Below are 13,092 nucleotides of genomic sequence, written 5' to 3'. Positions count from 1 at the left end.
GCGGCTCCCTGTCCGCGCGGAGGGAACCGCAGGAAAAGGGGTGTGCGGAGATAGTGACGCACGGAGGGGAGCCATGCCGGAACGGGGCCTTGATTCCTTCCCGTGGAGGGTATGGAATGAGACACTTACTATTAAAACCATGCCTAATATTAACGATAACTTCCTCAAGCTGCAGGCGGGATATTTGTTCCCGGAAATAGGGCGCCGCGTGAATGCGTTTGCTGAGTCCCATCCGGAGGCGGCCAAAAGGCTGATCCGCTGCGGCATCGGAGACGTGACGGAACCGCTGCCCATGGCGGCCATTGAAGCCATGCACGAGGCGGTGGACGATTTGTCCACCCATGAGCGCTTTCACGGCTACGGTCCGGAGCAGGGCTATTTCTGGCTGAGGGAGGCTATCGCCAAAAAGGCCTACCAGGTCCACGGCGTGCATGTGGAAGTGGATGAGATTTACGTGTCTGACGGCGCCAAGTGCGATACGGGCAATATTCTGGACATTTTCGGGCCGGGCAACAGGATCGCCGTGCCGGACCCGGTTTATCCCGTGTATGTGGATACCAATGTGATGGCCGGGAATACCGGGGATTCCAGCGCGGACGGTTCGTATGAGGGACTGGTGTACCTCCCCTGCACGCCGGAGAACAATTTTGTGCCGCAATTGCCGGATGAGCATGTGGATTTGATTTACCTGTGCTTCCCGAACAACCCTACCGGGGCCGTGGCTTCCCGGAATGAATTGCTGAAATGGGTGGAGTATGCCCGGGCGAACCACGCCATTATTTTGTACGATTCCGCGTATGAGGCATTTATACAGGATTCCGCCGTTCCCAAGTCCATTTTTGAAATTCCCGGCGCGCGGGATTGCGCCATTGAGTTCCGCTCCTTTTCCAAGCAGGGGGGCTTCACGGGGGTGCGCTGCGGCTACGTGGTGATTCCCAAGGAGCTGCACGGCCATGATTCCGGGGGAACAAGGTTCTCATCAGCCAGCTGTGGAGCCGCCGCACCAGCACGAAGTTCAACGGAGCTTCCTACATCGTCCAGCGGGGAGCCGCGGCCCTGTTTACGCTGGAAGGCATGGCGCAGACCGCCGTGCTGATCAGCCATTACCTGGGGAATGCCGCGCTGCTGCTGAATGCCTGCCGCCAGGCGGGCATGCGCGTGTGGGGAGGGGAAAACGCCCCGTATGTCTGGGTGCAGTGTCCGGACGGCCTGGATAGCTGGCAGATGTTTGACAAGATGCTGTATGAGGCGAATGTGGTCATTACGCCCGGTTCCGGCTTTGGTTCCAGGGGGAAGGGTTCTTCCGCATTTCCGCATTCAATTCACGGGAGAACGTGGATGAGGTCTGCCGCCGCATCCATGCCCTGTTTGCCAGATAAGGAGGCGTTCCCAGGCAGATTTTGTCAGGCCGCAGTGCGGGAAGCACTGCGGCTGCGCGCATGATTGTGATGGGGAAAGCCGCATGGAGGCTGTTCCTGCCTAGGATGGCGTAATCCGTCCGGTTTCAGAGGAAAGCCGTCCGGCGCCCGGAAGCGGAGCTTGTTAAGGTCGGCGGAAACGCTCGCCAGGGCGGAGAAAATGAGAGAACTGCATGAGCTCCTCTGGCGTTGCAGGGAACGGCCTTTGCCGGAGTGCCTTTGTTCATGGGAGAAGAAGGAGAGCATTCTGGCTCAATGGCCCGGATAGACCTGTTTCCAGGTTTTGCCTTCGTCCGTGCTTTCATAGATGCCTTTTTCCGCGTACAGGGTAATGTGCCTGTTGTTCGCGGTGTCAATCAGCAGGTTGAAGGCGGCTCCCCAGTCTTCCTTGTCGGAACGCTTCTGCCAGTTTCTGGCGTTGCGTTCGCTGGAGTACACGCCCTTGCCGTCCAGCGGGACGGCGAGCATGAAGGTATCGTCCAGGCGGCGCCTGTCGATCGCCAGCGTGGGCTGCGTGACGGGCAGCCCCTGGAGCACGCGGTTCATGGTGCGGCAGTCATTGAAGGAGGTGTAAACGCCCTGGGTGGAGAAGACGTAGAGCTGGTCTGCGGCGCGGGTGTCGTACACCAGTCTCAGGAAGCCCGCTCCCTGCACTTCGTTTTTCTGGTTCCATTTCTTCCCGTTGTTGGTGGAGATGAAGATTTTGCTGGTGTTGGCCTTGCGGTCCGCCGTCACGGCTCCAATCCTGCCCTGGGCGGTCGTATGGAAGCCGACGTTGGTGACGGGTTCCCCCACCAGGCCCACGTTGTTCCAGGTGTCTCCGCCGTCCGTGCTCATGAAGAGTCCGGCGCGGTCCGAACCGGCGATGATTTCCCGCGGATTCCGGGGATTGACGGAGATGAGCTCCCCGGCAATGAAGGAGATGGGGGACGGGTCCACTTTTACATCCGGGTTGGCGACGGTCCACGTTTTACCCATATCCTTGCTGCTGAACAGGGCTCCTCCCTGGGAGGTCGGGGCCAGCAGGAACATTTTGTCCCCGGCAAGCGCCATGGAACGGACGGTTTTGACGCCCCTGGGCAGTGTGAGGGGCTTGCGGGCGTAGGTTCCGTTTTTGCGTTCCAGCAGGTCCGCCCCGGAACGGTAGCGCGCCACCGCCAGATCCGGGGAGAGCAGGGAATAGCCGATGATTTTTCCGGCAGGCATGGCGGCGGTTATCTTGTGCGGCTGGAGTTTGACGGGTTTGATGGAGATTCCGTCCATGGCGGCGGAGAAGATGCCCTTGCCCTTGCCCGGAATGGTCCTGAACGTGATGCCGGCGATGGCTTCCTCCTTCATCGGGATGATGCGCTGCATGCCCATTTCCCATTTTTTCATGTCCGGGGAGGTGAAGCAGGTGAATTCATTGCCGCGCCGCATGATGCGCACCCAGGAGTGGTCCTTGTTCAGGGTGAAGGTGGATTGGCGCCCCGTTCCGTAGTCGCTGAAGTCCGCGCTGCACCGGAGGCCGCGGCCCACAGTCCGGAAGACGGCGATTTCATCGTCGTAGTTGGTGGCTCCCGTGTCCTTGCGCACCATGATACCGGCCCAGCAGTCGTCCCCGGTGTCCAGCGCCTTGTCGCTGATGGAGCTGATGTGGGCTGTCAGCATGAAGTCACCCTTGATTTTTTTGCTGACCAGGTATTCCCCTTCCCCCACGAAGCGAAAGGCGTTTCCCGCGCCGCTGATGGAGTGGGGCAGCCCCGGTTCCCCGCGCAGCATGGCTTCCCAGCCGGGGGTGATGCGGCTCTGGGAATGGACGGGGACGACGGGGGTGTCCACCGTATGGGAACCGTTGTAGAAGACGCGCGCCCACAGTTTGTTTTCTCCGTCAAAGAGCATGAGGGGAGCGGTGAAGGGGGCTGCGTCCGCGGCGGCGGCCAGCTTGGCGCCGTTGTAGTATTCCACCTTGTTCACCCGTCCGGAGGAGATGGCTGTTTTCAGCACGCGTTCCGGTCCCTTGCCGCCCACTTCCAGCCTGGCTTCCGGTATGTCCGCCCGTTTGGGGCGCATGAGGCTGGCGAGCGGTATTTCCTCCATGGGGCGGTTGCCATACTGCCAGCCCACCCACGCCACGGTGAATTCGTGTTCCGGCTTTTTCTTGAAGTAGGTCAGCTTGATGGGAGTGACGCCTTTTTCCAGAAAGACGGAGGCGCGCTTTTCCGACGTGCTGTGCAGTCCGTCGTTGTCAATAACGGTTTTTCCGCCGACGTCCAGGCGGCTTCCGTCACAGGTTTGGAGGGCGAAGGTGTAGGCCCCCGTCTGGGGGACGACCAGGAAGCCTTCATATTCAAAGGCGAATCGTCCTTCCCTGGCTCCGCGCAGGGCCGTGTCAAATCCATGGGAGACGCCGGTCCGCAACGGCTTGGAGAAGTCCAGTTCCGCCAGTTTGGACCATCCGTCCTTGTTTTCCAGGTATTTGTATTCCAGTCCGCTGGACAGGTCTTTTTTGCCGGGCAGCCTTTTGAGGGGAGTTTCCGCAGCGGCCTTGGCGAGTTTCAGGGTTTTCTGCTGGTCAAAGATGTCCGTGATGGTGAGCCTGACGAAGCATTGGGGGATGTCCCGGGGGAGCGCGACAGCTTTGGTGCGTACGTGCGGGATTTGTTCCTCCACCGTGTAAATGGGAGTTCCGGAGTATTGCGGATTGTCAAAGACCTCTATCTTGTACCCGAACTGCGGGGAGGACGTTTCCGCCAGCGTCCAGTCCACGATCACCTGGCTGCCGTCGTGGCGCGCGTTGCCTTCCGCCGCGATGGCGTCCATCACGGGCTTGTCCGGCTGGTTCAGCTTGAACGTGTGCTTGCGGCCCGGCTCCAGGTTTCTGGGAAATTGCCTGTTTTCCGTATAGGACATGGTCAGGATGGAGTCGTTTTCCGTCTGGTGGACCGTCCAGCCGCTGTATTTCATGCCTCCTTCCTTGGGAACGTTGATGGAAACGGTATCACATTTTTCCCACGCGCCGTTGTGCCTGTAGAAGCCCTTGCCGCGCCACAGTTCCCTCTGCTTGCGGCCCCCGTGCCCGAAGTCCTCCAGAAAGCCGCCGTTCCCCTTGAAGCCGGTGGCCGCATAGGGAATGCGGAAGGTGGCGATGTGGTGCCACCGGTTGCCGGCCTGGTCTTTCATCCACCAGCCGGCGTAGCATTCCTTCCTGGCTTCGTCCGCGCCCCAGGTCCGCATGAGCATGGTGTACCACTGCTTGGTCTTGATCCACGGGACGTCGCGCCCCCCGGCCTTTCCGGAAGCTCCTTCACCCACGTATTGCTGGGCGTAGACGTGCGGATTGACGTACACGTTGCGCACCTGCCGCCCTTCGTAAACGGGAGCGGGCCAGAAGGACCATACGGTGGAGGGGCGGTAGGTTTCCAGGTTCGTGTTGTCGTTGGCGTTGGCCGCCACGCCGGCATAGAAGTAGCCGCCCTTGGGGAACATGTCCAGGTTCCAGCAGGAAAAGTAGGTGGATTCCGGCCAGTAGGGGTAGAGCAGGTCCACCATGATGATGTCGGAACCGGCTTTTACTTCGTCACCGTACCAGCTGGCGGAAACGGGAAGCGTTAAAAGAAGCCACAGGGAGAGCAGGAATCTGGTCATGACGATGAAGAGGGGAAAATTTGCAAAAACGTGGAACCGTTCCATTTATCATGAAAAGGGGGGCGTGCGCCAGCTTCAAATGAAATAACGTCATCCCGGTTTTGTCAGCGGATGGGATGACGGCGTCTCCATGGCGCACTCGGTCCTTGCTCCTGTTTGTTTGTGCGGAGTAGGTTTTGGAACATGATCCCGCAGGTGCGCATGAGTTCTTTTTTCCGGCTGGCCGTTGTTTCTGCGTGCTGTTCCTGCCTGCTGGCTGCTGCGGGGACAAGCCGGGGGCAGGAGAGGGAAACGGCTTCCGCCCCGCCGGAGCCGCTTTCCTGCGTTCATGCTCCGGATGGAAGGGTAACGGTGCGGGGTACGGCCATGGGAACGGTGTTTACGGTGCGCGCCTATCCCGGGCACGGGATGGATGCGGCGCAGACGGAGAAGGCCTGCATGGAGTCTCTTGCCTGCGCCGTCCGCTGGGAGAAGGTGATGTCCGCCATGGATGCGGGGAGCGGTCTGGCCCGGTTGAATGCCGCGGAAAACGGCGTTTCCGTCCCCGTTTCCCTGGAGCTGGAAAAGGCTCTTCTGCTGGCCCTGGATTATGCCCGGCTGACAAAGGGCGCCTTTGACCCCACGCTCGGTCCCTGTATCCGCCTGTGGAAGAAGAGCCGCCGCCACGGCGTTCTCCCGTCCGGCGGGGAACTGGAACGTGCGCGCCGGGCGTCCGGATGGGAAAAGCTGTACGTTGGCAAGGGGGCCGCGGTCAAAACGGTTCCCGGAATGAGGGTGGACCTGGGAGGCATGGGCAAGGGGTTTGCCGTGGACCGGATGGCGGAGATTTTGAGAAAAAGAGGAATCCGTTCCTTCTTTATTGACAGCACCAGCGACGTTATGGCCGGCGCCCCCCCACCGGGGAGCGGGGATGGCGGCTGCTGGTGGATGAAGGTAATGGGAAGAATACGGTGCTGCTGTTGAGCCATGCCGCCGTCTCCACCTCCGGGAGCGCCCGCCAGATGGCGAAGATCGGCGGTGCGGAGTATTCCCATGTGCTGGACCCCCGCACGGGGCTGGGCATGACGGAGGGCAGGCAGGTGAGCGTGCAGGCGCCTTCCGCGGCGCTGGCGGATGCCCTGGCGACGGCGGGGAACGTGATGCGTGAAGAGGATTTCCGCTCCCTGGCGGCACGGTTGCCGGGAGTGTCCGTCCCGGCTTTTTTCCGGAGTTCCTCACGTTTTGCGGAAGGAACGCAGGAACAGGATGGCGCACGGAGGCCGAGATAGACAGCATGATGAAAGAAACGGGGAGCGGACGCGTTTTTTAAGGTACACCTCCATAGACCATTTATGAAATTGTACCGTTTTTTCCTGCCTGCCGTGCTTGGCGCCGCCGTATCCTCCTCATTTGGCACGGAGTTCCCGAATCCTTATCCGGCTCCCCCTCCCGGCGTGCGCCTGACTCCTGAAACCCCGCTTTCCCCCTCCGTCAACGGCGCCCGCATTGTTGGCGCCACTCCCGGCGCGCGGGTGCTGTTCCAGGTTCCCGTTTCCGGGGAGCGTCCCATGAAGATTCAGGCGGCTGGGCTTCCCTCCGGCCTGAGGATGGATTCGCGCGGGCTGGTTACGGGTACCGCCCCGGCGAAGAAGGGGGAATACAAGGTGAAGATCCAGGCTTCCAACAGGCATGGAAAAGATGCGAAGGAGTGGATTCTGAAGGTGGGGGATGAGTTGTGCCTGACCCCGCCCATGGGTTGGAGCAGCTGGTATTCCTACAGTGAGGCCGTGGGGCAGGAGAATGTGCTGAAGACGGCCCGGCTTTTTGTGGAGCGGGGGCTTGTCAACCATGGCTGGACCTATATCAATATTGACGATTGCTGGCAGGGCGAGCGAGGCGGACGGAATTTCTCCATCCAGCCCAACAAGCGCTTTCCGGACATGAAGGCCATGTGCGATTCCATTCATGCCATGGGGATGAAGGCGGGCATTTATTCCACGCCCTGGATGGGGACGTATGCCGGGTTCATCGGAGGAAGCTCGCCCAATGCGAAGGCGGATTACGGGGAAATGGCCATTCCGGAGAAGGACCGCAAGCAGAAGAATCAAATTTTGGGAGTTACCCCGGCGTGCATCGCAGGAAGGCGGACCGTGTAGGCGCCGTCTGGCTGTTTGACCGTGACGCCAGGCAATGGGCGGACTGGGGGTTCGATTACGTGAAGGTGGACTGGAACCCCAATGACGTGCCGACGACGGAACGCATCCGCCAGGCTCTGGACGATTCCGGGCGGGATATTGTGCTCAGCATATCCAATGCCGCCCCGTATAAACAGGTGGAAGAGCTGGGGAAGCTGGCCAATTTGTGGAGGACGACGGGGGATATCCAGGACCACTGGGGCAGCGTCAGCGGCATCGGCTTTTCCCAGGAACGCTGGCAGAAGCACATGCGCCCGGGCCACTGGAATGATCCGGACATTCTCCAGATCGGGAAGCTGGGCAAGCCCAACCAGCCCAATACCACGTTTGTCCAGACGCAGCTGACGCCGGATGAACAGTACACCCATGTGACCCTGTGGTGCCTCCTGTCCGCTCCGCTCATCATTTCCTGTGACCTGGAGCATATTGATTCATTCACGATGGGGCTCCTGACCAACGACGAGGTGATTGCCGTGGACCAGGACCCTGCCGCCCGTCCCGCCCGCAAGGCGTGGCACCGAGGGGATTTCCAGGTCTGGACGAAGGAGCTGTCCGACGGTTCCCTAGCGGCGGGGTTTTTCAATACCGGGAAAGAGAAGGGCGTAGTGAAGGTGAACCTGAGGGAGCTGGGGCTCTCCGGCGCGTATGAAGCCAGGGACCTCTGGAAACGCGCCGACCAGGGAACGGTGAAGGGAGATATGGCCGTGGAGTTGAACAGCCATGGAGCGGCCATGTTCCGGTTCAGCAAAAAGAATTGACGGCAGGGGCAGGAATGGATGCTTTCAAGGACGGCATCCTTTTTTGCCGGCCAGCGGGTCCGTGAATGCCGCGTTTTACCGCCTGTCCATTATTATAGGAATAAAGGGTGAAATGGATAGCCGGCTTTGCAAGGATAGCCTGATGGGGCGGCGGCTTTAAGAAACGGGCTGTTTCAGCCTTGTTTGCAGGGGGCTTGTGTTGCGGCAAATCCGCTGCCGCCCTTTCCGAGTGAAAGTCTTTATTTTTTCCATAAAAAAGAACCGTTCCGGTTAACCGGAACGGTTCTTATAAAGAGATTGATGTGACTTGCCTTAATCTCTCCGTACAGCTTCCTTAAGCGGCGATGCCGAAGTGCTGCTGGATGGAGGCGAAAATCTTGTCGCGGCGGGCGCGGGCTTTTTCGATGTCACGGGTCTTCAGAGAGAATCTCAGGCGTTCCGCCGTGGAGTCAGGCTTGTGAACCGTGACGTGGCACCACCAAACCCCCCTGTTGTTCCACAGGTGATGGTTGGGGTTGTCATCATTAATTCTAAGAGCGATTTTGGTTTGGGCTTTCATCTGTGTGATCTTTTTCCAGTAGGGGACGTCTTATTTACGTCCGTTGGTATATTAATGTTTCAATAAAACCTTCAACTTGGAGGCGCCTCACTTAAGCAGATGATCCCTTGTCTTTTTGGACATCTTTTTCTGCCAGTTGCTCACCTCGTTGAAGCCTTAGAGTTCAAGTGGTGTAACAACGTTCAAAAAAAGAATCTTTTTTACAGGAGACCTACCTTTTTAAGAGTGTTGTAAGCACCGTTCTTGTTGATCGTACGCAGGGCCTTGGCGGAAATCTTCATTTTCACGAATTGACCGAGTTCGGGAACCCAGATGCGCTTTTCCTGAAGGTTGGGGAAAACGGTACGATTGACAGTCTTAGTGACGTGACGACCAATACCGCCCTTTTTCTTGGCAAGACCGGAGCGATGGATACGACGACCTTTGTGAGGCATGGTACCTCTGATGATGCAAATTCGGGACATGGCAATCGAAGTTATTTGTTAATGCGAGAGAGGTAGTCTAGCGTATTTTCGCCTAAGGTCAAGAACAACCGAACAAAAGACTCGGAATTTGTGCCGGCCCGGCGGAAGCGCTGCCGGGCTTTCCTGCGGTCTGGTTCCCTCCGTTCATGGCCGGGGGGCAGGCGCCGGGGAAAGGCGCGCGCGGCCGGATGGCTTGTTTGCCCGTGTAAAACGTATCCGGCGCTTGCACGGAGGGAGGCGGCGTGAGAGATTGAAAGCATGAGTGAGAATCATTATGCAGAGTTTTCCGAATGCAGCATGAAACCCCAGGACGTGCTGGAGTATGTTTCCGGTCCCATGCCGGTTCCGGCGGAGGGGGAGGTGCTGATCCGGATGAAGGCGGCCCCGATCAATCCGGCGGACATCAATTTTGTGCAGGGCGTTTACGGCGTGAAGCCCGTGCTGCCCCATTCACGCGCCGGACTGGAAGGCTGCGGCGTGGTGCAGGAGTCCCGCGCAGAAGGCTTCCGCAAGGACGATGAAGTGATTCTGCTGCGCGGCGTGGGTTCCTGGAGCGAGTATGTGGCGGTTCCCGCCGTGAACGTGATGAAGCTCCCCGTGAAGGTGGATCCCGTGCAGGCGGCCATGCTGAAGGTGAACCCCCTGACCGCCCTGCGCATGCTGGAAGGGTTCGTTTCCCTGACTCCGGGAGACTGGGTGGTGCAGAACGCCTCCAATTCCGGCGTGGGAAGGTGCATTATTCAACTGGCCCGGGAGATGGGCGTGAAGACGGTGAATTTTGTAAGAAGGCCGGATGAATTGAGGGATGAATTGACCGCGCTGGGCGCCGACCTGGTAGTGGGAGAGGATGACGAGGATGTGGTGAAGAATACCCTGGCCCGGCTGGACGGAAAGAGGCCCGTGCTGGCCTCCAACGCCGTGGGCGGGGAAAGCGCCCTGCGCCTGATGGACATGCTGGCTCCCGGCGGAAGCATGGTGACGTACGGCGCCATGAGCAGGAAGAGCATCAAGGTGCCGAACGGTTTCCTGATTTTCAAGGGCATTAAATTGGAAGGCCTGTGGGTGACGCAGTGGCTCAAGAATGCCCCCGTTCCGGAGATTGAGGCCGCTTATGACAAGCTGGCGCGCCTGATGGCGGACGGCAGGCTGAAGCAGGCCGTGGATACCGTTTATCCGTTGAGCGACGTGCGCCGGGCCGTGGAGAAGGCCCAGGAAGAGTTCCGCAGCGGCAAGGTGGTGCTGAGCATGGAGCGTGTCTGATGCATGGGGGAGAGAGTTTTTGTTTTCCCGGGCTGCGGAGCGCTGGAGGGATTTTTTCAGCGTTCCGTGGTTCGGTTGGTATTGGCTGCTGGCCTGGGTGATGGCGGGGCTGAGCCTTTATTCCATATGGCAGGCCGGTGATTTTTTTCTGGAAAAGAGCCGTTTTGCCCGGGAGGGCCTGTGTACGGAAGGGACGGTGCGGAACATCACGGAGGATACGGTGAAGTTGTGGAGCCGTTCGCGGGTCATGGGGACGTCCGGTCCCTCTCTGGACGTCTGGGCGCCGGAAGTGCGGTTCCTGCCGCAGACCGGGGAGAGGGAAGTGGTATTCCAGTCCCCCGCTTTTCTTTTCTGGTCTTCCTATTCCAGGGGGGACCGGGTGACGGTCTGCTACCCGCCGGAACGCCCGGAAGACGCCCGTGTGGCGGACAGCTTCATCTGGTGGCCGGAAACGCGCCGGGCCCTGTGGCTGATGGCGTTTCTGCTTGCCGGCGGAACGGTCCTGCTGAGGAAGAGGGAAGTGCGGAGTTCCGTAGGCGCGTAAAGCAGGGATTGCGCCGCGGCACGGCGCCGTTTGCCGTTTCAGCCCAGCGTGGAATCAAGCCACGTGTTGAGGATTTCCACGGCGGCCACCTGGTCGATGATGGGGCGGAAGCTTTTCTCCTTTTTGCCGGCGGCGTGCAGTTTTTCCTGGGCGATGACGGTGGTGAGGCATTCATCCATGAATACCATGGGAAGGCCGGGAAGGGCGGCGGCCAGTTCCCTGCCGAACGCGCGCACCTTGGCGGCGGCGGTTCCTTCCGTGCCGTCCATGCGGACAGGGATGCCCAGCACCAGGGTGCGTATCCCCCGCTCCTGGACGAGCTGGACGATGCGGGTGACGCCGTCCGTTTTGTGCCTGTGGATGGTTTCCACAGGGTGCGCCATGATGCCCACGGGGTCCGTGGCGGCGATGCCGATTCGGGCTTCTCCGTAGTCAATGCCCAGGGCCGGATGCTGGCTGGTCATCTGAGTTCGTCCGGAAGCTGGTTGACGATTTTTTTAATTTCGTCCGCCTTGTTTTTATCCGCAATCAGGATGGCGTCCGCCGTTTCCACCACGATCAGGTTTTCCACGCCCAGCAGGGCCACGTGCTTGTCCCCCGCTGGGAGAAGACGATGTTGCCGGAGGCGTCCTGCACGGTGATGTCCGTATTGGTGGTGTTTTTGTTGTGGGTTTCCAGATAGTTGGCTACGGATATCCAGGAGCCTACGTCGTCCCAGTCAAAGGTGGCTTCAATGTTCAGCACCCGGTCCGCGTTTTCCATCAGCGCGAAGTCGATGGAGATGGGCGTGAGCGCCGGGAATTCCTCCCGGATGGTTTCCTGCGGGTCCGGGGATTCCGCGATGTGCTCCACGAAGGAGGCCAGCTCCGGGCAGTGCTTGTCAAGCTGTTCGCACACGGTTGGAATGCTCCAGACGAACATGCCGGCGTTCCAGCAGAAGTTGCCCTGGCTCAGGTAGGCGGCGGCCGTGGCCGTGTCAGGCTTTTCGCGGAATTGGATGACTTCGCGGCAGGAGCAGCCCGGTGCGGAAGCGATTTCCTTCCCGCGTTCGATGTAGCCGTAGGAGGGGCAGGGCCAGGTGGGCTTGATGCCCACGGTGACGAGCGCCTTTTCCCGCGCCGCCGTGTCCATGGCGGCTTTCATCAGGGAGCGGAAGGACGCCTGGTCCTGGATGAGCTGGTCGGAAGGGATGACAAGCATGACCCCGTGCGGGTCCGCCGCCTTGATGAGGCCGATGCCCAGGGCGATGGCGGGCGCCGTGTCCCGGCGCACGGGTTCGGAGATGATGTTGTCCACGGGGATGTCGTGGGCCTGGCGGCGCACTTCCGCCTCCTGCAGGTGGTTGGTCAGGATGAAGATGTTCTGCCGGGGCACCAGGCCGTCCAGCCTGTCGATGGCCTGGCGGAGGAGGGTGCCTTCCCCGAACATGTTCAGGAGCTGCTTGGGACGGTGGTCGCGGGAGAGGGGCCAGAAACGGGTGCCGCTGCCGCCGGCCAGAATGAGAGCGTATTGGTTCATGGCGATTCCGTAGGAATGTGGTTTAAAAAAGGAGTCAAAGTGCGCCGAAGCGGCGTTTTCTGCGGGAGTAGTCCAGCAGCGCCGCTTCCATGTCACGGTCGCTGAAGTCCGGCCACAGCGTTTCCGTTACATAGAGTTCCGCATAGCTGATCTGCCACAGCAGGAAGTTGGAGACGCGCATTTCCCCGGAGGTGCGGATGAGCAGGTCCGGTTCCGGCATGCCGGCAGTGTCCAGATGCTGGTTGAAGAGGTCTTCCGTGACGGCGTCCGGGTGGAGTTCCCCGCGGGAGGCTTTCTCCGCGATTTTTCTGGCGGCGGCGGCGATTTCCGCCCTGCTTCCGTAGGAGAGGGCCAGAACCAGGTTGAGCCTGGTATTTCCCGCCGTGGCTTCCAGGCTGGATTGCAGCAGTTTCTGGGTTCGCTTGGGAAGGCGTGAAAGGTCGCCTATGGCGTGAAGGCGCACGCCTTTTTCCTGCATCTGGCTGAGGCGTTTTTTCAGGAATTCGTGCAGCAGCAGCATCAGCGCGTGCACCTCCGTCTTGGGGCGGTTCCAGTTTTCCGAGGAGAAGGCGTAAAGCGTGAGCCAGGGAATATCATGGTCAATGCAGAAGTCCACACAGCGCTCCACCGTATCCGCTCCCGCCCGGTGGCCGGCCTGGCGCGGCAGATGGCGGCTGTGCGCCCAGCGGCCGTTGCCGTCCATGATGCAGGCAATATGAACCGGCAGTTTTTCCTTGGGAATGGTAAGCATAGATAGATGGGGCTCCGCT

General features: G+C 60.0%; 11 protein-coding genes and 2 pseudogenes. 6 read left to right on the top strand and 7 right to left on the bottom strand.

From position 1 onward, the window contains the following. Nucleotides 1-139: 139 nt before the first annotated feature. A pseudogene (locus PVA48_RS03465) lies at nt 140-1,379 on the top strand (LL-diaminopimelate aminotransferase). Nucleotides 1,380-1,670: 291 nt separating this feature from the next. On the opposite strand, the gene PVA48_RS03460 reads toward PVA48_RS03465, so the two are convergent. Then, the gene (locus tag PVA48_RS03460) at nt 1,671-5,045 is read right to left on the bottom strand and encodes a DUF3472 domain-containing protein (RefSeq protein ID WP_180975220.1); all 3,375 of its coding nucleotides are present in this window, start codon (nt 5,043-5,045) and stop codon (nt 1,671-1,673) included. Nucleotides 5,046-5,228: 183 nt separating this feature from the next. On the opposite strand from PVA48_RS03460, the pseudogene PVA48_RS03455 reads away from it, so the two are divergent. The 3 genes and pseudogenes from PVA48_RS03455 (at nt 5,229) to PVA48_RS03445 (ending at nt 7,977) form a co-directional block, all read left to right on the top strand. Continuing rightward, nucleotides 5,229-6,313, top strand: a pseudogene (locus PVA48_RS03455) (FAD:protein FMN transferase). A 63-nt stretch (nt 6,314-6,376) separates the two neighbouring features. Beyond that, nucleotides 6,377-7,180 (top strand): putative Ig domain-containing protein, encoded by an 804-nt coding sequence (locus PVA48_RS03450; protein WP_423232235.1) that lies wholly within the window; start codon nt 6,377-6,379, stop codon nt 7,178-7,180. Further along, on the top strand, nt 7,153-7,977 hold the full coding sequence (locus PVA48_RS03445; protein WP_423232234.1) for a glycoside hydrolase family 27 protein: 825 nt from the start codon (nt 7,153-7,155) through the stop codon (nt 7,975-7,977). Before PVA48_RS03450 ends, PVA48_RS03445 begins: the two co-directional genes overlap by 28 nt. 334 nt (nt 7,978-8,311) lie before the next feature. Here PVA48_RS03445 and PVA48_RS03440 read toward each other — a convergent pair whose 3' ends face one another. Together PVA48_RS03440 and rpmB are read right to left on the bottom strand one after the other, a co-directional pair. Further along, nucleotides 8,312-8,536: a hypothetical protein gene (locus PVA48_RS03440; RefSeq protein WP_012420228.1), complete on the bottom strand. Its 225-nt coding sequence runs from the start codon at nt 8,534-8,536 to the stop codon at nt 8,312-8,314. Nucleotides 8,537-8,736: 200 nt separating this feature from the next. Then, the gene (rpmB, locus tag PVA48_RS03435; protein WP_012420229.1) at nt 8,737-9,000 is read right to left on the bottom strand and encodes a 50S ribosomal protein L28; all 264 of its coding nucleotides are present in this window, start codon (nt 8,998-9,000) and stop codon (nt 8,737-8,739) included. A 258-nt stretch (nt 9,001-9,258) separates the two neighbouring features. On the opposite strand from rpmB, the gene PVA48_RS03430 reads away from it, so the two are divergent. Beyond that, the gene (locus tag PVA48_RS03430) at nt 9,259-10,260 is read left to right on the top strand and encodes an MDR family NADPH-dependent oxidoreductase (RefSeq protein ID WP_102728685.1); all 1,002 of its coding nucleotides are present in this window, start codon (nt 9,259-9,261) and stop codon (nt 10,258-10,260) included. Further along, a complete protein-coding gene (locus PVA48_RS03425; protein WP_423232233.1) occupies nt 10,253-10,804 on the top strand; it encodes a DUF3592 domain-containing protein in 552 nt (183 codons plus the stop codon). Before PVA48_RS03430 ends, PVA48_RS03425 begins: the two co-directional genes overlap by 8 nt. 38 nt (nt 10,805-10,842) lie before the next feature. Here the strand turns inward: PVA48_RS03425 and ruvX are convergent, their stop codons facing one another. Genes ruvX through PVA48_RS03405 form a run of 4 tightly spaced genes read right to left on the bottom strand, consistent with a single transcriptional unit; the run spans nt 10,843 to nt 13,073 of the window. After that, entirely contained in the window at nt 10,843-11,268 is a 426-nt protein-coding gene (ruvX, locus tag PVA48_RS03420) for a Holliday junction resolvase RuvX (protein ID WP_102721270.1), read from the bottom strand. Next, nucleotides 11,265-11,390: a hypothetical protein gene (locus PVA48_RS03415; RefSeq protein ID WP_423232232.1), complete on the bottom strand. Its 126-nt coding sequence runs from the start codon at nt 11,388-11,390 to the stop codon at nt 11,265-11,267. Before PVA48_RS03415 ends, ruvX begins: the two co-directional genes overlap by 4 nt. Beyond that, a complete protein-coding gene (locus PVA48_RS03410; RefSeq protein ID WP_423232231.1) occupies nt 11,363-12,322 on the bottom strand; it encodes a mannose-1-phosphate guanylyltransferase in 960 nt (319 codons plus the stop codon). The genes PVA48_RS03415 and PVA48_RS03410 overlap by 28 nt, the downstream gene beginning before the upstream one ends. Before the next feature lie 34 nt (nt 12,323-12,356). Continuing rightward, complete coding sequence (locus PVA48_RS03405; RefSeq protein WP_102721271.1) at nt 12,357-13,073, bottom strand: isoprenyl transferase; 717 nt, start codon at nt 13,071-13,073, stop codon at nt 12,357-12,359. Nucleotides 13,074-13,092: the final 19 nt, after the last annotated feature.

Origin of the sequence: Akkermansia sp. JRP_AM1, assembly GCF_049262625.1 — a bacterium.
GTDB classification, from domain to species: domain Bacteria; phylum Verrucomicrobiota; class Verrucomicrobiia; order Verrucomicrobiales; family Akkermansiaceae; genus Akkermansia; species Akkermansia massiliensis.
This window is presented reverse-complemented; position numbering and strand designations above follow the sequence as displayed.